Source organism: Enterococcus sp. DIV0183, from assembly GCF_050541505.1.
GTDB lineage: Bacteria > Bacillota > Bacilli > Lactobacillales > Enterococcaceae > Enterococcus > Enterococcus faecalis.
On record NZ_CP172932.1, the window covers coordinates 1235128 to 1260222 of the forward strand.

At 36.8% G+C, this 25095-nt stretch carries 22 protein-coding genes and 1 other annotated feature; of the genes, 17 read left to right on the forward strand and 5 right to left on the reverse strand.

Going from position 1 to position 25095, the window contains the following annotated elements:
- Window positions 1-8 precede the first annotated feature (8 nt).
- From IGK72_RS06150 to IGK72_RS06190, 9 genes are all read left to right on the forward strand, one after another.
- Entirely contained in the window at window positions 9-2111 is a 2103-nt protein-coding gene (locus IGK72_RS06150; RefSeq protein ID WP_002378314.1) for a heavy metal translocating P-type ATPase, read from the forward strand.
- 268 nt (window positions 2112-2379) lie between these two features.
- A complete protein-coding gene (gene zapA / locus IGK72_RS06155) occupies window positions 2380-2823 on the forward strand; it encodes a cell division protein ZapA (RefSeq protein WP_430619626.1) in 444 nt (147 codons plus the stop codon).
- 19 nt (window positions 2824-2842) lie between these two features.
- Complete coding sequence (locus IGK72_RS06160) at window positions 2843-3391, forward strand: CvpA family protein (protein WP_002357705.1); 549 nt, start codon at window positions 2843-2845, stop codon at window positions 3389-3391.
- Window positions 3392-3501: 110 nt separating this feature from the next.
- The gene (locus tag IGK72_RS06165) at window positions 3502-5868 is read left to right on the forward strand and encodes an endonuclease MutS2 (RefSeq protein WP_023895665.1); all 2367 of its coding nucleotides are present in this window, start codon (window positions 3502-3504) and stop codon (window positions 5866-5868) included.
- Window positions 5869-5965: 97 nt separating this feature from the next.
- Window positions 5966-6280 (forward strand): thioredoxin, encoded by a 315-nt coding sequence (trxA, locus tag IGK72_RS06170; protein WP_002357703.1) that lies wholly within the window; start codon window positions 5966-5968, stop codon window positions 6278-6280.
- Window positions 6281-6444: 164 nt separating this feature from the next.
- Window positions 6445-8241, forward strand: coding sequence for an excinuclease ABC subunit UvrC (gene uvrC / locus IGK72_RS06175; protein WP_002357701.1), 1797 nt, complete (start codon window positions 6445-6447; stop codon window positions 8239-8241).
- Window positions 8242-8899: 658 nt separating this feature from the next.
- Entirely contained in the window at window positions 8900-9157 is a 258-nt protein-coding gene (locus IGK72_RS06180; RefSeq protein WP_002384565.1) for a DUF3884 family protein, read from the forward strand.
- A gap of 104 nt (window positions 9158-9261) precedes the next feature.
- Window positions 9262-10161 carry an ABC transporter ATP-binding protein gene (locus tag IGK72_RS06185; protein WP_002357699.1) on the forward strand — a complete coding sequence of 300 codons (900 nt, stop codon included), beginning with the start codon at window positions 9262-9264 and terminating at the stop codon, window positions 10159-10161.
- A complete protein-coding gene (locus IGK72_RS06190) occupies window positions 10154-11416 on the forward strand; it encodes an ABC transporter permease (protein ID WP_002404204.1) in 1263 nt (420 codons plus the stop codon). The genes IGK72_RS06185 and IGK72_RS06190 overlap by 8 nt, the downstream gene beginning before the upstream one ends.
- 35 nt (window positions 11417-11451) lie before the next feature.
- Here the strand turns inward: IGK72_RS06190 and IGK72_RS06195 are convergent, their stop codons facing one another.
- Window positions 11452-12450 (reverse strand): LacI family DNA-binding transcriptional regulator, encoded by a 999-nt coding sequence (locus IGK72_RS06195; RefSeq protein WP_002363900.1) that lies wholly within the window; start codon window positions 12448-12450, stop codon window positions 11452-11454.
- A gap of 141 nt (window positions 12451-12591) precedes the next feature.
- On the opposite strand from IGK72_RS06195, the gene IGK72_RS06200 reads away from it, so the two are divergent.
- On the forward strand, window positions 12592-13986 hold the full coding sequence (locus IGK72_RS06200) for a 6-phospho-beta-glucosidase (RefSeq protein ID WP_002357694.1): 1395 nt from the start codon (window positions 12592-12594) through the stop codon (window positions 13984-13986).
- Between the two features lie 25 nt (window positions 13987-14011).
- On the opposite strand, the gene IGK72_RS06205 is transcribed toward IGK72_RS06200, so the two are convergent.
- Window positions 14012-14518 carry a hypothetical protein gene (locus IGK72_RS06205; RefSeq protein ID WP_002366637.1) on the reverse strand — a complete coding sequence of 169 codons (507 nt, stop codon included), beginning with the start codon at window positions 14516-14518 and terminating at the stop codon, window positions 14012-14014.
- Window positions 14519-14763: 245 nt separating this feature from the next.
- Between IGK72_RS06205 and abc-f the strand changes: the two genes are divergently transcribed.
- Window positions 14764-16230, forward strand: coding sequence for a ribosomal protection-like ABC-F family protein (gene abc-f / locus IGK72_RS06210; protein ID WP_002388087.1), 1467 nt, complete (start codon window positions 14764-14766; stop codon window positions 16228-16230).
- Window positions 16231-16270: 40 nt separating this feature from the next.
- Here abc-f and IGK72_RS06215 read toward each other — a convergent pair whose 3' ends face one another.
- Window positions 16271-17557 carry an NAD(P)/FAD-dependent oxidoreductase gene (locus IGK72_RS06215; RefSeq protein ID WP_002357691.1) on the reverse strand — a complete coding sequence of 429 codons (1287 nt, stop codon included), beginning with the start codon at window positions 17555-17557 and terminating at the stop codon, window positions 16271-16273.
- Between the two features lie 137 nt (window positions 17558-17694).
- Between IGK72_RS06215 and gdhA the strand changes: the two genes are divergently transcribed.
- Both gdhA and IGK72_RS06225 read left to right on the forward strand, forming a co-directional pair.
- A complete protein-coding gene (gene gdhA, locus IGK72_RS06220; protein WP_002384561.1) occupies window positions 17695-19041 on the forward strand; it encodes an NADP-specific glutamate dehydrogenase in 1347 nt (448 codons plus the stop codon).
- A 181-nt stretch (window positions 19042-19222) separates the two neighbouring features.
- Entirely contained in the window at window positions 19223-20572 is a 1350-nt protein-coding gene (locus IGK72_RS06225; protein WP_002357685.1) for a glucose-6-phosphate isomerase, read from the forward strand.
- A gap of 65 nt (window positions 20573-20637) precedes the next feature.
- Here IGK72_RS06225 and IGK72_RS06230 read toward each other — a convergent pair whose 3' ends face one another.
- Both IGK72_RS06230 and nrdI read right to left on the reverse strand, forming a co-directional pair.
- Window positions 20638-20817 (reverse strand): hypothetical protein, encoded by a 180-nt coding sequence (locus tag IGK72_RS06230; protein ID WP_002357684.1) that lies wholly within the window; start codon window positions 20815-20817, stop codon window positions 20638-20640.
- A 58-nt stretch (window positions 20818-20875) separates the two neighbouring features.
- Window positions 20876-21319 (reverse strand): class Ib ribonucleoside-diphosphate reductase assembly flavoprotein NrdI, encoded by a 444-nt coding sequence (gene nrdI, locus IGK72_RS06235; protein ID WP_070415853.1) that lies wholly within the window; start codon window positions 21317-21319, stop codon window positions 20876-20878.
- Between the two features lie 207 nt (window positions 21320-21526).
- Window positions 21527-21574, forward strand: a sequence feature (sodium ion sensor (DUF1646 type); this cis-regulatory element may regulate processes involved in with the transportation of sodium ions).
- Window positions 21575-21690: 116 nt separating this feature from the next.
- On the opposite strand from nrdI, the gene IGK72_RS06240 reads away from it, so the two are divergent.
- The 4 genes from IGK72_RS06240 to IGK72_RS06255 are packed head-to-tail and all read left to right on the forward strand — an operon-like array spanning window position 21691 to window position 25082.
- A complete protein-coding gene (locus tag IGK72_RS06240) occupies window positions 21691-22014 on the forward strand; it encodes a V-type ATPase subunit F (protein ID WP_002381927.1) in 324 nt (107 codons plus the stop codon).
- On the forward strand, window positions 22004-23983 hold the full coding sequence (locus tag IGK72_RS06245) for a V-type ATP synthase subunit I (protein WP_023895100.1): 1980 nt from the start codon (window positions 22004-22006) through the stop codon (window positions 23981-23983). The genes IGK72_RS06240 and IGK72_RS06245 overlap by 11 nt, the downstream gene beginning before the upstream one ends.
- Before the next feature lie 27 nt (window positions 23984-24010).
- The gene (locus IGK72_RS06250) at window positions 24011-24484 is read left to right on the forward strand and encodes a V-type ATP synthase subunit K (protein ID WP_002363905.1); all 474 of its coding nucleotides are present in this window, start codon (window positions 24011-24013) and stop codon (window positions 24482-24484) included.
- A 16-nt stretch (window positions 24485-24500) separates the two neighbouring features.
- Entirely contained in the window at window positions 24501-25082 is a 582-nt protein-coding gene (locus IGK72_RS06255; RefSeq protein WP_002365627.1) for a V-type ATP synthase subunit E, read from the forward strand.
- The last annotated feature ends 13 nt before the right edge of the window (window positions 25083-25095 follow it).

Below are 25095 nucleotides of genomic sequence, written 5' to 3' on the forward strand. Positions count from 1 at the left end.
GTGTTTAAATGCAAAAGAGTTATAAACTAGAAGGACTTGATTGTGCAAGTTGTGCAGACAAAATTGAAAAATCTGTCCAAAAAATTCACGGAGTAGAAAAAGCGCGTGTGGACTTCATGGCTGAAAAGATGACACTGGAGGTTGAATCAGGACATGATTTAGAAGTCGAAAATGAAGCGCGTGCAGTGATTGGTAAGTTAGAACCAGATGTCAAAGTTATTTCTTTAAAAGATGTCAAAGAAGAAGAGGGACGTAATCCAAATAAGAATCGCTTAATTCGTATCATTATTGCATTTGTTTTATTTTTAGCACTTATTATCATTAAACCAAGTAATAATTGGGTTGCTTTGGCGTCTTATTTAGTCGTTTATGTCTTAATTGGTGGCGACATTGTCAAACGAGCGGTAACGAATATTTTTCGTGGGGAAGTGTTTGATGAAAATTTCTTAATGTCTGTGGCAACGATTGGGGCATTCTTTATTGGGGAATATCCCGAAGCTGTGGCAGTAATGTTATTCTACCAAGTCGGCGAATGGTTCCAAAGTGCTGCGGTTGATCAATCCAGAAAATCAATTGCCAAATTAATGGATATTCGTCCAGATTCAGCAAATCTTTTAGTAAATGGACAAATAAAAGCGGTCGCTCCAGATACAATTGAAATTGGGCAACAAATATTAGTGAAACCAGGTGAAAAAGTTCCATTAGATGGTCAAATTATTGATGGATCAAGTATGGTAGATACCTCTGCGTTGACTGGTGAATCCGTTCCAAGAACGGTCAAAGTCGGCGATGAAATCTTAGGTGGTTTTATTAATAAAAATGGGGCCTTGACCATTAATGTTACGAAAAAATTTGGGGATTCAACAGTTAGCAAAATTTTAGATTTAGTTGAAAATGCTAGCAGTAAAAAAGCCCCTGCAGAAAACTTTATTTCTAAATTTGCTCGTTACTATACACCAGTTGTCGTTGTTTTAGCTATCCTATTGGCAGTGATTCCACCATTTATTTTCCCTGATACTTCTATTAATGAATGGGTTTATCGGGCATTAACGTTCTTGGTTATTTCTTGCCCATGTGCCTTAGTCATTTCTGTTCCTTTAAGTTTCTTCGGTGGAATTGGCGGAGCCAGCAAACTAGGTGTTTTAATTAAAGGAAGCAACTATTTAGAAATTTTAGCGAATACGGAAACGATTGTTTTTGATAAAACTGGTACGCTAACAAAAGGAAATTTTGTGGTTCAAAACATAACTAGTGTTGTTTTACCTGAAGAAGAGTTGTTACGTTTAACAGCAACAGCAGAACAATTATCCACTCATCCTATTGCTATTTCTATTAAAGAAAGCTATGGCAAAGAAACTGTTCCAGCAACAGCAATTGAAGAGGTTGCCGGACACGGTATCAAAGCCACAATTGAAGGTAAAACAGTTTTAGTCGGTAATGCGAAGTTAATGAAACAATTTGGTATCGAAGCACCAGAAGTGAAGGAAGCGGGAACTTTAATTTTTGTCGCTATTGATAATCAATTTGCAGGCTACTTAGTGATTGCGGATCAATTGAAACCAGACGCCATTTCAGCAATAAAAGAATTAAAAGCTGAAGGGGTCAAACAAACTGTTATGCTGACTGGAGACAATCAACAAGTTGCAGAAGCTATTGCAAAAGAAGTTGGTGTTGACAAAGTTTATGCAGAACTTTTACCAGATGGCAAAGTGGATCGTTTAGAAGAGTTGTTAAAAGCATCCTCACCTAAAAACAAAGTTGCCTTTGTTGGTGACGGCATGAATGATGCACCTGTTTTAGCCCGGGCTGATGTTGGGATTGCCATGGGTGGTTTAGGAAGTGACGCGGCAATTGAAGCTGCTGATGTGGTGATTATGAATGATGAACCAAGTCGTATCGCCTCTGCGATTAAATTATCAAGAAAAACATTGAGAATTGTTAAACAAAACATTATCTTTGCGATTGCTGTTAAAATCATTGTCTTGGTACTAGGTGCATTAGGCTTGGCTTCAATGCAAGCAGCAGTGTTTGCTGATGTTGGTGTAACTATTATCGCTGTTTTAAATGCTATGCGTTGTTTACGTGTAGAAAAGATGAAAGATAATAACTAAGCCTTAAAAAGTACAGCTGAGACGAACGTTTTTAGCTGATTATCAGGTTTTGAGCGTGGGACAAAAATCACTTTGACTTTTTGTTCCACGCTTTTTCTCCTACACAATTTCTATTCGTTCTCAAATTGCCAGAGTTCTTGTAAAGAAATCTTTAAATTTTTCGCTTTGTGGCATATAATAAGAGAGAATTTGTACGAAAATTGCGCTTCGCTTTTTTTTCATGGTACAATAAGCAAGAATGGATTGATTTACAGGAGGGAACCTCAACATGGCATCAAATGAAAAAACACGATATAAAGCAATCATTGCAGACCATACGTATACAATTATTGGCCAAGAGTCAAAACAACATATGGATTTAGTAACAAAAATTGTCAACGAACAACTGGAGGAAATTAAACATCTTTCTCCGCAAACTGATACGGAACAAGCTTCTGTTTTATTAGCAATTAATGCAATTTCAGATCAACTAAAAAAACAAGAATATGCTTTAAAATTGGAAAAACAAGTAGCAGATTTAAAACAGAAAACCATTCGTTTGGCTGAATTAGAGAATCGTGTGCGCCGAATGGAAATTATCGAAGAAGAAGCACGGGATGTTTTGAAAAAGAATGGACAAGAAGATGTAGAAATTCATAATCATGTGGAAGCCCAACAAATTTTGAATGAAAATCGAAAACAGCAGATTCAAAATAAAGGTGTTTCGGAGTAGTTCCTGAAAGGATGACAAGATGTTAACAATACTTATTTTATTACTTTTAGCCTTTGGATTTTATACAGGAGCTAAACGAGGCTTGATTTTACAAGTGCTCTATTCGGTAGGTTACTTAATTTCATATTTTGTTGCTCGTACCTATTACAAAGAGGTCGCTTCTCATTTAGAATTGTATATTCCATATCCATCGGTTACGCCAACGTCAAAGCTTGTCTTTTTTAATCAAGAGATTTCTTTAGACTTGGACAAAGCCTTTTATTCAGCGGTTGCGTTTCTATTATTGCTGTTTGCAGGCTGGTTAGTCGTTCGCTTTTTAGCGATCTTTTTACATGGATTAACATTTATTCCAGTTTTGAAACAGGTAAATGGACTATTAGGTGGCGTATTAAGTGTTCTTGTATTATACGTGGGTCTTTTTCTAGTGTTAGCTACGGCGTCAATGATTCCGTCAGATATTGTCCAAAATCAGTTTCGGTCAAGTGGCTTGGCACGAGGCATTGTAAAAAATACCCCAATTCTAACAAAACAAGCATATGAATTATGGGTTGAACCAATTACGAAATAAAGCTGAATGGGACTGAGATAGAGATAAGAAGTAAGTGAGCAAAGCGAAACTTCTTATGTTATGTCTCAGTCTTTTCAACAAATGAAAAAGTTAGAAAAGTAGGTGGAAAAATGAATCAGCGTATTCTATCAACATTAGGGTTTGATAAAGTAAAACAACAGTTGTTGCAATTTATTGTGACAGCTCAGGGGACAAACGAAGTTTCGGAATTATTACCGATTGCTGATGAAAATAAAATTCAAGCATGGCTAAATGAAACACAGGATGGTTTAAAAGTTCAACGATTACGTGGTGGAATCCCCATTCCTAAATTAGAAAATATCCAACCACACATGAAACGGATTGAAATTGGTGCGGATTTAAATGGTGTAGAATTAGCACAAGTAGGTCGTGTCTTATCGACTACTTCAGAACTGACTCGTTTTTTTGATGAGTTAAGTGAAAATGAAGTGGATTTTGAACGTTTATATATGTGGCGAGAGCAACTAGAAGTTTTGCCTGAATTAAATCGCCAACTCAAACAAGCCATTGATGATGATGGCTACGTCACAGATGAAGCTTCGCCAGCCTTAAAGGCAATTCGGCAAAATATTCGACGTAGTGAGCAGACCATTCGAGAAGAACTAGATAGTATTATTCGTGGGAAAAACGCACGTTACCTAAGTGATGCCCTTGTTACTATGCGAAATGAACGCTACGTGATTCCAGTCAAACAAGAATATAAAAATATTTTTGGTGGCGTGGTTCACGACCAAAGTGCTTCAGGTCAAACCTTATTTATTGAACCTAAACAAATTTTAGAAATGAATAATCGCTTGCGACAACAACAAATTGCCGAAAAAAATGAGATTACTCGCATCTTGGCAGAACTGTCGGCTGAGTTGGTCCCTTATCGCCGAGAAATTACGCATAATGCTTATGTCATCGGTAAACTTGATTTTATTAATGCTAAGGCGCGACTAGGAAAAGAACTAAAAGCAGTTGTTCCAGAAGTTAGTCAAGCAAATCATGTAGTTTTTAAACAAGCCCGGCACCCACTATTGGATCCAGAAAAAGCTGTAGCCAATGACATTGTGATTGGTGAAGAATATCAAGCAATTGTGATTACAGGGCCTAATACCGGCGGGAAAACCATTACTCTGAAAACGTTAGGTCTTTTACAATTAATGGGTCAAGCTGGATTACCTATTCCAGTTGAAGAAGAGAGTAAAATGGGTATTTTTACAGAAGTATTTGCGGATATCGGGGATGAACAATCGATTGAACAAAGTTTAAGTACTTTCTCTTCACATATGACGAATATCGTGTCTGTCTTAAAGAAAGTCGATCATCAAAGTTTAGTACTATTTGATGAATTAGGTGCTGGGACAGATCCGCAAGAAGGGGCCGCTTTAGCGATTGCCATTTTAGATTCATTGGGTGCTAAAGGAGCCTATGTGATGGCAACAACCCATTATCCTGAATTAAAAGTGTATGGCTATAATCGAGCTGGAACAATCAATGCCAGTATGGAATTTGATGTAGACACTTTGAGTCCAACCTATCGTTTATTAATTGGCGTGCCTGGCCGAAGTAACGCTTTTGAAATTTCGAAACGTCTTGGATTAGACAACAGTATTATTGAGGCTGCAAAACAAATAATGGACGGTGAAAGTCAAGATTTAAACGAAATGATTGAAGACTTGGAAAACCGTCGCAAAATGGCCGAAACTGAATATTTAGAAGCTCGCCACTATGTCGATGAATCGGCCGCTTTGCATAAGGAACTGAAAGAAGCCTATCAAGTATTTTTTGAAGAACGAGAAAAAGAATTACAAAAAGCACGGAAAGAAGCAAATAAAATTATTGCAGAAGCGGAAGAAAACGCAGAAACCATTATTTCTGATATTCGCAAAATGCAATTGGAAAGTGGCCAACAAGGTGGTGTCAAAGAACATCAGTTAATTGATGCGAAAACACAACTTTCTCAATTACACCATGAAGAAACCAAGCTTGCTAAAAACAAAGTGCTGAAGAAGGCGAAAGAACAGAAAAAATTAAAAGCTGGCGATGAAGTAATTGTCAATACTTACGGCCAACGAGGGACCTTATTAAAAGACAACGGCAAAGGACAATGGCAAGTCCAATTAGGCATTTTAAAAATGAACGTATCTGAAGAGGATATGACGCCTGTCGCTCCACAAAAAGAAGCGAAACCAAGAGTTACAACAGTTCGTTCTGCAGAAAGCAGTCATGTTGGCACACAACTAGACTTACGTGGCAAACGCTACGAAGAAGCATTGGCAGAAGTTGACCAATACATTGATGCTGCGATTCTAGCGGGCTATCCACAAGTAACCATTGTTCACGGCAAAGGAACAGGTGCATTAAGAACCGGAATAACGGAATTTTTAAAAAATCACCGCAGTGTGAAAAGCTATGAATTTGCGCCACAAAACCAAGGTGGTAATGGTGCGACTGTCGTAAAATTCCAATAAACAAGGACTTACAATAAGTAAGCAGAACACTCGCTATCTTAGAGATGACGTGTTATACTAAGCATGTAATAAGAGTAAAGAGTAGGAGGTTTGTGAAATGACACAAGCAATTACCGATAAAGATTTTGCAACAGAAACAGATGAAGGATTAGTCTTAATCGACTTTTGGGCAACTTGGTGTGGCCCTTGTCGTATGCAAGCACCCATCTTAGAACAATTATCTGAAGAATATGATGAAGACGAAGTGAAAATCGTCAAAATGGATGTGGATGAAAATCCTGCAACACCAGCAAGTTTTGGAATCATGAGCATCCCAACATTGCTATTGAAAAAAGATGGCGAAGTTGTTGAAAAAGCAGTCGGTGTTCATACAAAAGACCAATTGCAAGCAATGATTGCCAAACACTTATAAACGTTGATTAGTCATTACGAATAGTCTGATTCAGTCTGAAGAGAAATCATTAGCGATTGTCTTTTCAGGCTGTTTCTTTCGTACATAAAGTAGCGGCTTTTTTTGTTTAATTACAAAAAGAGGTGTATAATAGACGAAGCATTTTGTTAGAAAGGAAGTATCGTATGAACGAACGAATAAAAAATAAATTAGCACTGCTTCCTGATCAACCTGGTTGTTATTTAATGAAAGATAAAAACGGCACGATTATCTATGTTGGGAAAGCCAAAATTTTGAAAAACCGTGTCCGGTCTTATTTTCGTGGTAGCCATGATACTAAGACAGAACGATTAGTCAGTGAAATCGATGATTTTGAATATATTGTGACAGAATCGAATATTGAAGCACTTTTATTAGAAATTAATTTAATCCATAAAAATAATCCCAAATATAACATCATGTTAAAAGACGATAAAACCTATCCTTTTATCAAAATCACAAACGAAAAATATCCTCGTTTAATGATTACTCGAAAGGTTTTAAAAGACAAAGCGTTATATTTTGGCCCATATCCAGATGTAAATGCAGCGAATGAAACAAAGAAACTGTTAGATCGGCTTTTTCCTTTGCGAAAATGTAATCCGTCGCAAAAAACACCTTGTTTGTATTATCATTTAGGACAATGTCTGTGTCCCTATGCTTTTGATGTGGATCCGCAAGTCTACAAAGATATGGTGGAAGAGATTAAAGGGTTTCTCTCTGGTGGACATACAGAAATTCAGGACCGCTTACAAGAAAAAATGGCTTATGCAGCTGCACATATGGAATTTGAAAAAGCTGCAGAATTTCGCGATCAAATTAAAGCGATTGAAACAGTTATGACCCGCCAAAAAATGACGAATGTAGATTTAATTGATCGTGATGTGTTTGGTTATGCTGTTGATAAAGGCTGGATGTGTGTCCAAGTATTCTTTGTCAGACAAGGAAAATTAATCGAACGTGATGTATCGATTTTTCCATTTTATGATGATGCCAGTGAAGCATTTTTAACTTTTATTGGACAATTCTATCAAGAGAATGAGCATTTTGTGCCAAAAGAAGTCTTGATTCCTGATGACATTGATAAAGAAAGCGTCGAAGCTTTATTAGCTACGAAAGTCTTGCAGCCGCAACGGGGAGAAAAGAAAAAACTGGTTAAATTAGCCAGTAAAAATGCTGCAGTTGCTTTAAATGAAAAATTCGATTTGATTGTACGGAAACAAGAACGAACAATTGGCGCAGTTGAAAAATTAGGCAATGCGATGAACATACCTGCGCCCATTCGAATTGAAGCATTTGATAATTCAAATATTATGGGAACAAACCCTGTTTCTGCGATGGTTGTGTTTATTGACGGACGACCAGCTAAAAATGAGTATCGAAAATATAAAATAAAAACTGTGCAAGGTCCTGATGATTACGCTTCTATGAGAGAAGTCATTTATCGCAGATATTCACGAGTTTTAAAAGAAGGCTTGCCTTTTCCTGATTTAATTTTAATCGATGGTGGTAAAGGTCAAGTCGATGTTGCCAAAGATGTGTTAGCCAATCAACTAGGAGTCGATATTCCTGTAGCTGGATTAGCCAAGAACGACAAGCACAAAACGAGTGAACTTTTATTTGGTCCAAACTTAGAAGTTGTACCATTGGAAAGAAACTCACAAGAATTTTTCTTGTTGCAACGAATCCAAGATGAAGTCCATCGTTTCGCCATCACATTCCATCGTCAATTACGTAGTAAAAATAGTTTTGCTTCCAAATTAGATAACATTGAAGGCTTGGGACCGAAACGCAAAAAAAATCTTTTAAAAGAATTTAAATCGCTTAAAAATATTACGGCAGCCAGTGTTGAAGAATTAAGAAAAGCTGGGTTACCTGAAACTGTCGCGAAGAATGTGTATCGTCATTTGCACCAAGAAACAACCTCTGAGATAGAAAAATAAATGAAAACAAGCCAGAGGTCGGGACAGAAACGTTTAGCTCCGAGAACCAAGTAGGTACTGTTCAACATCTATTTGCTTTGCAAATAGTGTTTCTCAGCAATAAGAAGGAATTTCCGAAAATTGTCATAAAACACAACGAGGAACGAGTTGATGTTGCATGATACACTACACTCCGTTTCGTTCGCATCAATTTCTAAGCATGGAACATGCTAGAATTGAAGGACCCGGTGCTCTTTAATTTTTGGAGACTAAGTAGGTATTGTTCATCATCGAATCACTACGTTCTTCGTGATTCTAAACAATTTCGGCTTATTTCCGAAGGACCTTCACCAAGTAGGTACGATGATTTCATCTGTTCATGCTTCACAGTGAAACATCGCAACTCTTAGAGCTGGAGCTCTTTTGAAGGCTGTACTGTGACGAGACGCATGTCGAGAAAACACCTTAGAAGTTGTTGAGATCGGAGCAACGCGTAGTGTTGGTTCTGTTCCCGCCGTTTATAAGGTTTTAAGCCTGGGACAAAAATCCAAAGTGATTTTTGTCCCAGGCTCTGTTTTTTTATTCAATTTTTTCATGAAAAGTTGAACTCTCAAGAAAATATGATAACGATTTCTTTCGTGATATACTAATACTAACTTAAAAGAGAGGACGTCTGATCATGAAAATACTAACGCCCGTTTATCAAATAAAATTTAAAAAAGTATCAAATCAATTACTGATTGATGAGCGTTTAATGAATGAATTGGGTACGTGGTTGAATCGTACAGGTCGAATTTGGGCCTGTCAATCATCAAAATCGGCAAAGGAATTTAAAAATACATTTTATGAAAGCACAGGCTTGACCGCAAATGAAGTGCATATTTCTGCCGAGACGGATGGCCTTTTTCGCTTAGCAGAAAATAAAGCGTCTGATTAAAGTGAGGCATCTTTCCATAACAATTGTCATTGACAAGCCAACACAGGAAAGATACGATATGAGTAACTAAACAGCGGTTTAGAAAAAGTGAAGGGGGCGTTTATGTGTTAGAGGTAAAAGAGTTAGTCAAAACCTTTGGGGATTTTAAAGCAGTTGATCATGTATCCTTTACGATACCGGACGGGAAAATTTTAGGATTAATTGGCCAAAATGGTGCCGGGAAAACAACTACATTTCGCTTGATTTTAAATTTTTTAACACAAGATAGCGGGTCGGTTTTATGGAATGGTCAACCATTAAATGAAAAAGAGTACAATATTATTGGTTATTTACCAGAAGAACGGGGTTTATATCCTAAAATTACGATTGAAGACCAACTAATTTATTTCGCTTCGTTGCGGGGGAAAACTAAAAAAGAAATTGAACCTAAAATTGACTTTTGGATGGAAAAATTTCAAGTTAAAGGCAAAAAAACAGATAAAGTTAAATCTTTATCAAAAGGAAATCAACAAAAAGTTCAATTGATTGCGACACTTATTCATGAACCGAAGTTAATTATTTTAGACGAACCATTCAGTGGCTTGGATCCAGTTAATGCAGAATTATTAAAAGACGGCATTATTGAATTGAAAAATCAAGGTTCTTGTGTCATTTTTTCCAGTCATAATATGGACAATGTGGAGAAAATCTGTGACCATTTAGTCATGTTAAAAAATGGACGCATGGTTTTAGATGGTCAGGTTCATGAAATTCGACAACAATTTGGTCGAACAAAATTATTCTTAGAATCACCGTTATCTGTTGAGGAAGTTGCTGCTACAGCAGGTGTGAAAGAAGCACACTTGCGACAAGATGGCGTCTTAGAAGCGACATTAGAAAACGCTGAAGTGGGCAAAGTGTTGTTTGATAAAGCAACAGCCAACGGCTACATTCCAATGTTTAATCAACAACCACCAACATTGGAAGAAATTTTCAAAATGAAAGTAGGTGGGCAAGATGAGTAAATTTTGGATTATTGCGACTGATGTCTATAAGAAAAATGTGAAGTCGCTGTCTTTCTTAATCATGATTTTAGCGCCATTTCTTCTTGTAGGAATTGTTTACTTAGCGGGCTCTCTAGCTAGCGGTTTTTCAGGAGATACTACCATTGGTCTGGTTTCGGAAAACCAAACGCTGGTTAAAGAGTTGACAAAGAATAAAACAGAGGACTTTTCTTTCAAAGCTGTTTCTTCTGAGAAAAAGGCCCAAGAACAATTAAAAGACGAGAAAATTGATGCCTATTTACTTTTGGACACTACAGATAATCAGATTTCTGGTCAGCTTTACTCTGAACGCTCTTTAGGAAATGCAACCGAGATGCTAATTCCTCAAATGTTAAACCAATTACAAACAATGGCGAATGCCAATCGTTTAAACCTAACAGCTGAGCAAGTTGCCATGTTGAATCAACAAGCAACATTTAAAAAAGCCAAAATTAGTTTTGATGAAAATGGCAAAATAAAAACAGGAGAAGATAACACAGGGATTCAAATGGCGTTAGCAATGGGGATAACAATTTTGTTATTTGTCTTCATCAGCAGTTATTCTTCAATTATTGCCCAAGAGATTGCTTCTGAAAAAGGCACTAGAATCATGGAAGTTATTCTCTCTAGTACAAAAGCGCAAACCCATTTTTATGGCAAATTAACTGGGGTTATTCTAGTAGCTTTAACACAAATTTTCATTTACGGAGTGGCGTTTGTTCTCGGCTATTCTCAATTGAAAAATCTTGATTTTATGAAAAGTCTATTAAGTGGTATTTCACCACAAAGTATTTTTTCATCAACCTTTATTTTTACATTAGGCTTTTTCATTATTGGTATTCTCGTTTTTGCTGTTTTGGCAGCACTTTGTGGTTCTCTTGTTTCCAAACCAGAGGATACAGCAAAAGCAGTTCAGCCCATCATGTATATTGGTTTAATCGGTTATATGATTGGCATTACGTTTGGGACGAATGATCCACAAAATATCGTGGTGAAAGTGACTTCCTTTATTCCGCTGATTTCGTCATACATTATGCCAGTACGCTTGGCGACCGAAACGGCATCAACAATGGAAGCAATTGTCTCATTAGTGATTTTGGCAGTCTTTGGAATTATTTTAACAATCTTCTCTGCTCGTTTATACAAATCAAACGTTCTTGTATACAGCGAAGGCGGCATGATTCAATCCTTAAAACAGTCAATTTCTATTTTAAAAAATGAACAAAAGCATAAATAATTTTTGTTTAACTCTAAAAGGACCCGGTAAATCAGTCAAAGTGACTGATCTGCCGGGTCTTTTTTAGGCACCGTTCGTCGTTCAACTAGACGAACGGTTAATTTTTTTTCAGGAATGTTCGTCTGATTTAATTGGTTGTATAGGTAAATAAATGAGTTTTCGGCTTGATACTGAATGGCATAATCAACAGTCGTAATATGCATCAACTCACTGACATAACTATTATCAAAGCCAATGACAGCGACATCGCGAGGAACGGCATAATTTAGATTTTCAAGTTCTGAAATAAACTCAGCTGCTACGTGATCATTATAAAAGGCCAAAGCTTCTGGCTTGTCGGTTAATTGTTGCCAGTAATGGGCAATTTTGCGACCAGAATGGTTAGTATACTGATCATTAATCAGCCACTCAGCTTGCCAAGGTGCCTGAGTGTTTTCATAAAAATCTTTCATTGCACGTTTTCGTGCGTGCGTGTTTAAATTTTCGGGATTACCGAGGACATGACCAATTTTTTGGTATCCTTGTTGTTGTAAATATTCTAAGGAACGATAATAACCAGAGTAATGATCAATGTAGGAAGAGTATATATTAGGTGAATCGATACGATGCCAGGTTGCTAAAGGACCATACGCGCTGTATGGCTCAATCACTGACCATTCATTTGTTCGTGTCAATAAAAACAAGCCATCTAATTGTTTGTATTTTAATTGGTTCAAGGCATCAATTTCTTTCTGCTGATCGCCATCTGTAAAAAATAAGGTTACGGAATAATTGTATTTTTTGGCAATTGAAATAAAGCGATTCAAGAAAATACCTAAGGAACCTAAATAGCTAGGGGCTAAAAAGCCAATGGTTTTTGTGGCACCTGCTCGTAAATTCCGCGCCACATAATTCGGGGTATAATTTAATTCTTTCATTGCTTTGAGAATTTTTTCTTGACTATCGGCACTCACATATCCTTTTCCAGAAATTAAGCGAGAAACAGTCGATTTCGAGACACCGGCAACTTTTGCTACATCAATGATAGACGTCATTTTTTACCTCCAAAGTGGAATGTATTCTTATAAGAAGTATAGCATACATTTTTTTGAAAATAGTGCTTGACATGGGAACATTCCCATAATTTATCCTAAAGATGTAAACGATAACAATTTAATCAAGGAGGAAGAAGACGGATGACAAGAGGAGCATTAAAAATTGCAACAATTGGTGGCGGTTCTAGTTATACACCTGAATTAATTGAAGGATACATTAAAAGAAAAGATGAACTGCCAATTAAGGAAATTTGGTTAGTCGATATTGAAGCTGGTAAAGAAAAATTGGAAATCGTAGGTGCAATGGCGAAGCGCATGATTAAAGCTGCTGGTTTAGATTGGGAAGTTCATTTAACATTGGACCGTGAAGCAGCCTTAAAAGGGGCGGATTTTGTTTCAACACAGTTTCGTGTAGGATTATTAGATGCTCGCATTAAAGATGAACGGATTCCTTTGTCCCATGGAGTATTAGGCCAAGAAACAAATGGCGCGGGAGGAATGTTTAAAGCATTTCGAACAATTCCTGTCATTTTAGCTATTATTGACGATATGAAACGCCTTTGCCCAGATGCTTGGTTAGTGAATTTTACTAATCCAGCTGGAATGGTTACGGAAGCTGCAATTAAACATGGCGGTTGGAAAAAAACAGTTGGCTTATGTAATGTGCCGATTGGTCATAGAAAACAAGCGGCCGAAATGCTGGGAATTCCAGAAGAAGACTTATTCTTTAAATTTGCTGGAATTAATCATTTCCATTGGCACCGTGTTTGGGACAAAGAAGGACAAGAGCGAACACAAGAACTCATTGATTTAATTTACGGACCTAAGCAAGAGCAAGAAAGTCATTTGAAAAATATTTTTGATGCGCCGTTCCATTATGAACAGTTAAAAGATTTAGGAATGTTACCATGTGGTTATCATCGCTATTATTATATTGAAGATGAGATGTTGAAGCATTCCATCGAAGAGTATGAACGGGGCGAAACAAGAGCACAAGTGGTTAAAGAAACGGAAGGTCGTCTGTTTGAATTGTATAAAGATCCCAAACTAGATTACAAACCAAAAGAATTAGAAGAACGGGGCGGCACACACTATAGCGATGCAGCTTGTGAAATGATTGCATCAATTTATAATGATAAACGAACGGATATGGTTGTTTCTACTGAAAATAATGGGACAATTACTGATTTACCGTATGATTGTGTTGTAGAAGTATCTGGACCTGTGACAGCTCATGGCCATGAACCTTACAACTGGGGGGCCTTTCCGCCAGCAGCACGAGGAATTATTCAAAATATGAAAGCTATGGAAGAAACGGTTATTCGAGCAGCCATCAATGGTGATTACGGCGCAGCATTGCATGCTTTCACTATTAATCCATTAGTTCCTGGCGGCGTCATGGCGAAGACCTTGTTGGACGAATTATTAATTGCCCACAAAGCGCATTTACCGAATTTTGCAGATGCGATTAATAAAATTGAAGAAACACAACCAGAAACAGTCACATATGTGGCCGAATTAATGAAAAGTAATTAAAAAATATCGCACGCTAAAGATTCGTTTAGTGTGCGATACTTTTTTTAGAATAGGAAGCAAAGGGTTCCGTTTTTTTCTTGACAGTAAAATGATAGGTTTGTTGCCGGAACAGCCACTGAATACCAGAGTAAATTAAAATTTCAGCAATAATAAATGTCGAAAGTTTCTGTGCGGAAAGGAATAATAGCGTTAAAATTAAAAATAAGACGACACAGGTATAAAAAACGTGTTGCAATTTTTTAGAATTGATAATCGTGATTTCTTTGGTATCTTCAGTAACTTCAATGCGCCGATAAAATTGGAACCAGCCTTCATAGAACGTTAAAACATCCCCAGGATCAGCCTCAATTTCAATAGGTACATTAGTAAAAAGTTTCCCTTGATGCACACCATTTTTATAAAATGTAAAATAGCGTAACGCGCCCCAAGCTGATGTTTTTCGTGTCAATGTAATCTTCATGGTTTTCACCTCCGTCTTTATTTTGCCATAGTTTCGGTAAAATTGTATCCTACTAAAGTCCGATTCTCTCATTTTAGGGGCAGAATTGACAAAAGAAAGCAGAGGTGTTAATGTGGGAGTAATTAAACGAGGAGGTATAATTGTATGTTGGCATCTATCAGAATTTGGATTGACTTTTTGACAAAATAAATTGAATAAATCTTATCAAAAAGTCTGAAATTAAAATTCATGGGTGACGTGTGTACTTTTATACGAAACTACAAGGATAGCGATTAGGCTGTCCTTTTTTGCGTACCCAAGATTCTTTCGTTTCAGAAATGAAAGAAGAAGGCAAAATGAAAAAATTAAGTATTCATCTGAAAGAAGTAAGTATTCACTTTTCGGGAAAACCAATTCTAGAAATTGATGAATTATTTGTATATGAAAATGAAAAAATTGGGATTATTGGTAAAAACGGTGCAGGAAAATCAACACTGCTCAATTTAATTATGGGTAAGATTCAATCAGACAAAGGAAAAGTTCAAAGATTGAACGACTTTCATTACTTGGCACAAGTAGCTGAAGAAATAACGAATGAATCAGAGAAAGCTGACAAAAACTGTTTGCTAAATCAGAAAAATCAAAAACTAAGTGGTGGCGAAAAAGTCCAAAAACGCTTAGCAACATTATTTTCAGAGTATCCAACCGGGGTTATTTTAGATGAACCAACCACACATTTAGATAAAGAACATCGTCATTTGTTAGTGGCAGATTTAACGTATTATTATGGGACCGTTTTGTTTGTTAGTCATGATCGCTTTTTCTTGAATCAATTAGCAGAGAAAATTTGGGAAGTTTCGGATGGACATGTCAAAGAATATTTAGGAAACTACGATGCCTATTGTCGTCAAAAAGAATTGGAACAGCAAACACGATATAATGTCTATCATCAGTATCAAAAGGAAAAGAAAAAATTACAGGAATCTTACACAAAGAAACAAGCACAAGCGCAAAAATCTAGTCATGTTTCAAAAAAACAAAAACAAAAGCAAATTAAACCTAGTCGTTTAGCTGGTTCTAAACAAAAAGATACCGTACAAAAAGCACTCCAAAAACAAGCGAAAGCGATTAATGCCAGAATTGACAGATTACCCGATGTTGCGCAAGCAAAACAAAAGCGAAAAATTATTTTTCCTACTAATAATCAGTTCTCTTTATACAATCCATATCCAATTAGAATTGAAAATTTAACTTTCGCTTATGAGAATCGAACAATTCTTAACCAAGTGAACGTTCAAATTCCTTTAAACGAAAAAATAGCACTTTGTGGAAAAAATGGTGCTGGGAAGAGTACCTTCCTTCAACAAATTAAAGCTCGTCACCCGGCCATTTACTTTTCTCCCAAAGTCCGGTTAGGAACGTATCATCAATTAGATTATCGATTAAAAAATGATGAACCACTGTTGACTTATTTATTGAAGCGGACAAATTATTCTGAAAAGATTGTGCGTTCACTTTTATATCGGCTAGGTTTTCAACAAGAAAATTTACAGACAAAGATATCTTCTCTAAGTGGTGGCGAAGCCATAAAAATTACTTTGGCGCAATTGTTTATAGAACCAAATAATATTATCTTATTGGATGAACCCACCAATTTTCTTGATTTAGACACAATCCAAGCACTTGAAGAATTTATAAGTGCCTATCAAGGAACAGTAATTTTCACTTCGCATGATGAAACGTTTGTGGAAAAAGTAGCCACCCGCACTATTTATTTAGAAAACGGGAAAATTATTGATAAATAAAAAAAGTAAACAAAAAGTCGCTAAAATAGCGACCTTTTGTTTAGACTTCTTCAATTGGTAAATAGGTGTATTCTGCAATTTCTGCGGCATGGGAGCCAGCAACATGTCCAGTGACAAATGCAGCTGTAACATTGTAGCCTCCAGTATAGCCATTAATATCTAAAAGTTCACCAGCAAAAAATAAGCCATTGACTAATTTGCTCTCCATTGTTTTAGGGGTCACTTCTTTGAGGGAAATCCCACCGCCTGTGACAAAAGATTTTTCCAAAGGCAATGTTTTCGTAACAGTGAACTGAAAGTCTTTCAGTAGTTCCACAAAGGAAAGACGTTGCTTTTCTGTTAGTTGTTTGGCAGGCACTTCTTCAATTGCTAGTTTCTCTAGATAAAAAGTGAGCAGACGTTCTGGTATTAAAGAATGAAAGGCATTTTTTGCCACTTTATTTGGCTGTTCCTCAATCATGTAATCAACGTTTTTCAGCACTTCTTCAAAAGATTTTGTCGGAAACACATCCAAGGCTACCGTGACAGGTTGATTACCGTTGCGAGTTAATTCTTGGTTAATAAAACTAGAACAGCGGAGCGCGGCAGGTCCTGAAATGCCAAAATGTGTAAACAGCATATCCATTTGATGATTAACTAAAGGTTTTCCTTTTTGGTTCAAAACAGTTAAATTAACATCTTGTAAAGAGAGACCTTGCAACGTTTTATCAAGGATAAAAGGTTCTTCAGAAATAATAGGTGATTCGGTAGGGTAGAGCGGGCTGATGGTATGCCCCATTTTTTTGGCTAGTTTATAGCCATCACCAGTTGCTCCTGTGGAAGGATAAGTGCGGCCGCCAGTTGTTAATACAACACACGGTGCATAAATTTTTTCCAGTTCGGTTTCAACGCCAATTATTTGATCGTCTTTTCGTAGTAATTTTGTGACCTGTGTTTTTGTAAAAACAGTGACTCCTAATTCGTTAATGCGGTTAAATAGCGCATCAACAATTGACTTCGATTTATCTGTAACAGGGAACATGCGTCCGTGATCTTCTTCTTTTAAGTGAATACCATTGGATTCAAAAAAGTTCATGATATCATAGTTATCAAATTGTGAAAATGCGCTGTATAAAAATTTTCCATTCCCAGGAATAAATGAAATGATTTCTTCTGCGGGCCGATTATTGGTTACATTACAGCGGCCGCCACCAGTCATTAATAATTTTTTCCCAACACGGCGATTTTTTTCAATCAATAATACTTGAGCACCAGCTTCTGCGGCCGCAATCGTGGCCATCATACCACTCGTCCCAGCACCGACAATAATTACATCAAATTTCTTCATAGTTCTCCTCCAATTCAATAGGTAGTGTACCATAATTACAGGATTTTTTCTGGATTTAAGGAAAAAATAAACGTTTGACTATGGTAATTTTTGAATTTTCAGTTAAAATAAACCTATAACAATGAGAGGATGATTAAATGGACGCAGAACAATATGTTAAAAATATTCAAGAAAAGATTCACCAATTAGACCAAGGTCAAACAGAATATTTACAAGCAGTCGATGAGTTTTTACCAACCGTAGAAGGTTTTTTAGAAAAAAATCCTCAATACATTGAAGCAAATGTTTTAGGTGTCTTGATTGAACCTGAACGTATTTTTCAATTTCGTGTGCCGTGGCAAGATGACCAGGGCAATTGGCATGTGAACAGAGGCTATCGTGTCCAATATAATTCAGCGATTGGACCATACAAAGGTGGTTTGCGGTTTCATCCAAGTGTGAATTTAAGTGTGATGAAGTTTTTGGCCTTTGAACAAATTTTTAAAAATAGTTTAACTGGTTTGCCAATCGGTGGCGGCAAAGGCGGTAGTGATTTTGATCCAAAAGGTAAGTCAGATGCTGAAGTGATGCGCTTTTGTCAAAGTTTCATGACCGAACTTCAAAAACATATTGGTCCAAGTACAGATGTTCCAGCAGGCGATATTGGCGTAGGCGCTCGTGAAATTGGTTATTTGTTTGGCATGTATAAACGCTTGCGCAACTATGATGCAGGAGTGTTGACTGGAAAACCTTTAGGATACTGGGGAAGCCAAGCAAGAACAGAAGCGACGGGTTATGGAACGGTTTATTTTGTTAAACATTTATTAGCAGATAAAAACGATACGTTTGAAGGCAAAAAAGTCGCTGTTTCTGGTAGCGGGAATGTCGCAATTTATGCCATGGAAAAAGCAATTGAGCTAGGCGCTACAGTAATCACATGTTCCGATTCGTCTGGTTTTGTTTATGATCCAGAAGGAATTGATGTGGCGTTAGTAAAAGAACTAAAAGAAAAAAATCGTGAACGCATTTCAAAATATGTTGAAACACGTAAAGGCGCAACTTATTATGACAAAGAATCTGTTTGGGATTTCGAAACAGCGTATGATATTGCGTTACCATGTGCAACACAAAATGAAATCAACAAAAAGCAAGCCGCTATTTTAGTGAAAAATGGAGTGAAAGTCGTGGCAGAAGGCGCAAATATGCCTTGTACACTAGAAGCAGTCGCCGTTTTTGCTAAATCAGCTGTAATTTATTGTCCAGGTAAAGCCGCTAATGCAGGTGGTGTTGCGGTTTCTGCATTAGAGATGAGCCAAAATGCTGAACGTTTAGCTTGGTCCTTTGAAAAAGTTGACGGTATGCTAGATCAAATTATGCAAAACATTTATGAGACTTGTCGTGATACAGCTAACGAATATCAGGCACGAGATAACTTTGTTTTAGGTGCGAATATTGCTGGCTTTGAAAAAGTAGCGGCAGCGATGCTGAGTCAAGGACTTGTTTAATAACAAAAAATGCTAGGATTTCCTAGCATTTTTTATTGGTTTGTTTGATTAAGAGAATAAATATCTCTAATTAAATAGTTAAAATTAAACAATTGGTCTATCCAAAAGAATTTGCTTGAAAAAATGTCTAAAAACACGTAAAGTATACATGTAGTAAGTTTACTTTCGAGGAGGAAAAGGAATGTCACACATTCAATTAGATTATTCCAAATTAGCACCATTTGTTGCTGACCATGAATTGGAATACATGCAAACACAAGTCACTGCAGTGGACAAAGCATTACGTGAAGGTACAGGAGCTGGTAATGATTTTACTGGCTGGATTGATTTACCAGAAAACTATGACAAAGAAGAATTCGCGCGCATTAAAAAAGCAGCAGCAAAAATTCAATCTGACTCTGAGGTATTAGTAGTCATTGGTATCGGTGGTTCATATTTAGGTGCCCGTGCAGCAATTGAATTTTTGACACATTCATTTAATAATCTATTATCAAAAGAAGAACGGAAAGCGCCACAAATCTTCTTTGCTGGAAATAGCATCAGCTCAACTTATTTAGCTGATTTAATCAATGTGATTGGTGATCGTGATTTTTCTGTCAACGTTATTTCAAAATCTGGAACGACGACAGAACCAGCGATTGCTTTCCGCGTCTTTAAAGAGTTACTAATTAATAAATATGGCAAAGAAGAAGCCAATAAACGTATTTATGCGACAACTGACCGTGCTAAAGGAGCAGTAAAAGTTGAAGCTGATGCGGAAGGTTGGGAAACATTTGTGATTCCTGATGATGTGGGCGGCCGTTTCACTGTTTTAACGCCAGTAGGTCTTTTACCAATCGCTGTTAGCGGTGCTGATATTGATCGTTTAATGGAAGGTGCAAATGATGCACGTAAAGAATACGGCGCAACGAGCGACTTAAAAGAAAACCAAGCCTATCAATATGCTGCGTTACGTAACATTTTATATCGTAAAGGTAAAACAACTGAAATGTTAATTAACTATGAGCCTGGCATGCACTATTTCTCTGAATGGTGGAAACAATTATACGGTGAATCAGAAGGAAAAGATGGCAAAGGTATTTTCCCAGCAGCCGCAGACTTTTCAACTGACTTACATTCCATGGGTCAATATGTTCAAGAAGGTATGCGTAACTTATTTGAAACAGTAGTTAAAATTGAAAATCCACGCCATAGCATTTCAATTCCAGAACAAAATGAAGACTTAGATGGCCTAGGCTATTTACAAGGAAAAGAAATTGACTTCGTCAATACAAAAGCGTTCGAAGGTACGTTGCTTGCTCACACAGATGGTGGTGTGCCAAACATGATCGTTAAAGTGCCAACAATGGATGCTTATTCATTAGGTTATGTTATGTACTTCTTCGAAATTGCAGTGGGCATCTCAGGTTACTTAAATGGGGTTAATCCATTTGACCAACCAGGTGTTGAAGCTTACAAACGCAACATGTTCGCTTTATTAGGTAAACCAGGTTTTGAAGAATTAGCAAAAGATTTAAATGCACGCCTATAATTTGTAAATAACAGAAGAAAAGAGCCAGAAACACTTACGTTTCTGGCTCTTTTCTTCTGTTTAAATTATTTTTCCAAAGGTTCGTTCCATTTTTTAGGACTCCAAATAGTTCCTTCTAATGCAACTTGAAGACTTTCATTATCATCTTCTAATTGTTCAATATATTTGATGGTTTCCTCGATAATAAAAGAATTGGGTTCTTCACTGATTGACTGAAGTTGTTCTGCTAACCATGTATTTCTCATTTTTCTTCACCTCAAAATGTAGTCTATCATAGGTGAGCTTTTTAGTAATGAAACTTGCTTATTGGTTTTCCTTTAAAATAGCATAAATTCGTTCAATATCCGCTTGGGTGCCTCTTAATTCATAGTCAGCTAAGAAGGGAAAGTTAAATTGTTCCGCATACTGTTTAGCTGTCAGGCAGTATTGGTGATTAAAGTTTTTATTGCCGCTGCCCACCACGCCAGAGCAATAACGATAATTATTTTCAAAAGCAAGATATTCTCGCATGACTTCTGTTAAAATTTCGGTATTGCCGTTGTTGATGCCATCGCCACCATCTAAATAGGTAGGCACAAAGGTAAAAAATGGTTCTGTTTCTACTTCTAACGGAGAATTTTTCGAAATTTCTTTGAAAGTAATCGTAGGATTTTTTTCGTTTTGCTGATGTTGCTCTTCAGCATAAGTTGTTAAACGTTGAACAAATGAGCGTGTATTACCAGAGATTGAAATATATCGTATATTCATCAGAGATCCCTCCAAATAAATTTAATTGTTTACGTAAGTATAGCACATCTATGTGAAAAAAATTCAAGATCAATAATTATAAAGCGAAAAAATAATGCCTTTTTATTACCTATTATAAAAGTGAAAATTTGTTATTTTAATTCATTTGGGTAAGTATTGAATTTTGCGAAAAACTTTGCTAAGATGGTAGAGTATTGAATAAAGAATGGTTGGGCGAAAGCTTCAAGGATTCAGTTCTTCAAGGGGTGAGAAGAACAATTTTTGAGTTTGCGCCTTTTTGCATACCTAAAACAAAAGGGCTGAGCGTATCTCTATTTCGCTAGTCCTTTTTCTTATATGCTAAAGGTGTAAAAACTAAGGAGGTGGAGACAATGGTACAAGAAGTACTAGAGCAAATCAAGGCAGCGGAAGATGCGGTGGAAGAGCATCGGCAACAAGCTAAGATGAATTGTCGTTTATATGAAGAACAGAAGCAAGAACGTTTAGCTGAACTACGTCAAGAGAGTGAAGAAGCTGTTGAAAAAGTGCTGACGGATTCACTAGCAACGCAAGAAAAGATGTTACAACTTGAAAAAGAACAACTTTTAGATGAAACAAAGCGCACTGAACAAGCGCTTCACGAACGTTATGAAGCGAACAAAGAACAAGTCATTGATTCAATTATTGAGAGGGTGAAAGACGTTTATGGCAGTTAGTAAAATGGAAAAAATGACAATAATTGCCGCTGCCGAAAAAGAAGCAGCAATTCTACAAGCCATTCAAGGCTTGCAAATTGTCGAAGTAAAACGGATTTTTCATTCGCCTGAAGAAGAACAAGCCTTAAAGAGTCAATATTCTTTTTTACAAGCAGAACAGTCAACTGAACAGCTACGTAAATATGAAACGATGCTACAACAATTGCAAGAGCTTCTTTTATTTTTGACACGCTCTTCAGGAAAAGGCTTAAAGATAAAAAGAAAAGTCTATACCTTAGAAGAGTTGGAACAAACCTTTGATGAAGAAACATTACAAAGCTATTTGACGGAATTAAAGAATATTCAAGAATCTTTGAAACAAATTCAAACGGATCGTCAAGGATTAGAAGCCGAAGAAGAATTATTAGGCCGCTGGCAATATCTGGATATTTTACCGCATAAACAACAGTTAAAAAGTAGTTATGTCGTTCATGGTTCGATAAATCTAGCCAATAAAGCCAGTTTCTTGAGCGCTTTGTCTCAATGGCCAACGGTTTATTTTGAAGAAATTTATCAAAGTATGCATCATAGTTACTTTACACTCGTTTACCTGAAGGAACATCAGCAGAGTGTAACCGAGTTATTAAACCAATATAGTTTTGAACCACTCCAATACCGTTATGATGTTCCACCTAAAGAGGCATATCAACAAGTCAAAGAACGATATGAAATTTTACAAAAAGAAGAAAAAGCCTTAAAGCAACAACTGGCTTCTTATCATGATTTTTATGAAACGTTTTGCTTGGCTGAAGAAGTCTTATTGGCGGTTATCCAAAGAGAACAAGCACGTCAACATTTGTTAAATGCTTCATCATTTTTCATCTTGCAAACGTGGATTCCAGTCGAAGAAAAAGCCGAGATTTTGACAGCGATTGAAGAAAAAGTTCCTAAGGACGAAATAGCTCTTACTTTTGAAAATCCTACGAAGGCGGAAATTGAGACGGATATACCAGTTAAACTAGCGAATAATAAACTGGTGCAGCCGTTTGAAATGTTAACAGAGATGTATAGCTTACCAAAATATGAAGAAGTTGATCCGACACCTGCGATGATGCCGTTTTATCTAGTCTTTTTTGGCATGATGGTAGCGGATATTGGCTATGGCTTACTGATGCTACTCTTGTCTATTATTGCGTTGAAAGCATTTGTCTTACCGAGAGGCATGAAGCGTTTTGCCGACTTTTTCTTGATTTTATCATTTCCAACAATTATTTGGGGCTTCATTTACGGTTCGTTTTTCGGTGCAACATTACCGCCAACAATGTTTGGAATCAAATCACCATTTCCGATTTTATCAACGACCGAAGATGTAAATACGATTCTTATTTTATCGGTTATTTTTGGGTTTATCCAATTGGTTGTCGGTTTAATGATTAATGGGATTCAGTTATCAAAACAAAAGCGCTATTTAGATAGTATTAACGAAAGTTACGCTTGGTTAGGGATTTTGTTTGGTTTAGCATTGTTAGTCGTTGGTAAATTAGTGGTTAAAAATGAAGGCTTATTTACAGCAGGTGCGATTTTAGCAAGCCTTTCTGCCATTGCAATTATTGTGATTCCAATGATTCAATCGAAGGCCAAATTAAAAGGCTTAGCCAAAGGACTGTATGGACTATACGGTGTGACAGGTTATGTCGGTGATTTAGTTAGTTATACACGTTTGATGGCGTTAGGAATTGCTGGGGGAAGTATTGCTTCAGCGTTTAATATGCTCGTAGAGTTCATGCCGCCAGTTGCCCGTTTTAGCGTGGGCATCTTGCTGTTAATTGTTTTACATGCGTTAAACATATTCTTATCGTTATTAGGTGCGTATGTTCATGGCGCACGTTTGCAATATGTTGAGTTCTTTGGAAAATTTTACACAGGCGGTGGCCGGGCGTTTAATCCGCTAAAAACAAAAGAAAAGTATGTCAATGTTGAGAAAAAATAGAAAATTATTTATTGGAGGAAAATAGAGATGATGGATTACTTAATTAATAATAATGGTGGAATTGTTTTTGCAGTATTAGGAATGGCGATGGCGACAATTTTTGCTGGGATTGGATCAGCCAAAGGGGTTGGCTTTACTGGGGAAGCAGCAGCAGCTTTAACGACGGAGCAGCCAGAAAAATTTGGTCAAGCGTTAATTTTACAGTTATTACCAGGTACACAAGGACTATACGGTTTCGTTATTGCTTTCTTAATTTATATTAACTTAGGAAACGATATGAGTATGGTTCAAGGATTGAACTATTTTGTAGCAGCTTTACCAATTGCTTTTGCAGGATTGTTCTCTGGGATTGCCCAAGGACGTGTAGCCGCTGCGGGGATCCAAATTTTAGCGAAGAAACCAGAACATGCAACAAAAGGAATTATCTATGCTGCCATGGTTGAAACTTATGCCATCTTAGGGTTCGTAATTTCCTTCTTACTTGTATTGAACGTCAAATAATTGAGGAGGCAGATGGATGGATGCCATTGAAAAAATCATCAGTGAAATTAAGCAGCAAGGAAAGCAAGAAGTCGAAGCCTATGTCACCAGTGAACAAACGCGCATCGATCAAGAATTCCAAGCAGCACAACAAGAAATTTTGCTGAAGCAAGAACATGAAATAGAAAAACGACAACAACAATTATTAAAAGAATTTAAACAACGCCAACAACGGCAAACACTAGAAATTCGTCAGGATGCATTAAATAAAAAACAAGCATATCTTAACCAATTATTTGATGAAGTGGTCTTAAAGATGAGTGAATGGTCAGCGGAAGAATTTCAACAATTTATGAAAGCACAATTAGGTTCCCTTGAATTAACAGGAAAAGCGACCATTCTTTTAGGCGAGTATTCTCAAACGAAAGTGACGCAAGAATGGCTGACCGCCCTTTCTGATGCTACTGTTCAATGGGAGCTTTCAGAGGAAGTTGTTCCAAAAGAAAGTGGCTTTATCGTTGCAAAAGACGGTTTGGATTATAATTTTCTCTTTTCAGCATTAGTTGAAGAGATTCAAAAAACAGAAGGCTTTAAAGTAGCAGAAAAACTTTTCAGTTAAGAAGGGAGGACGT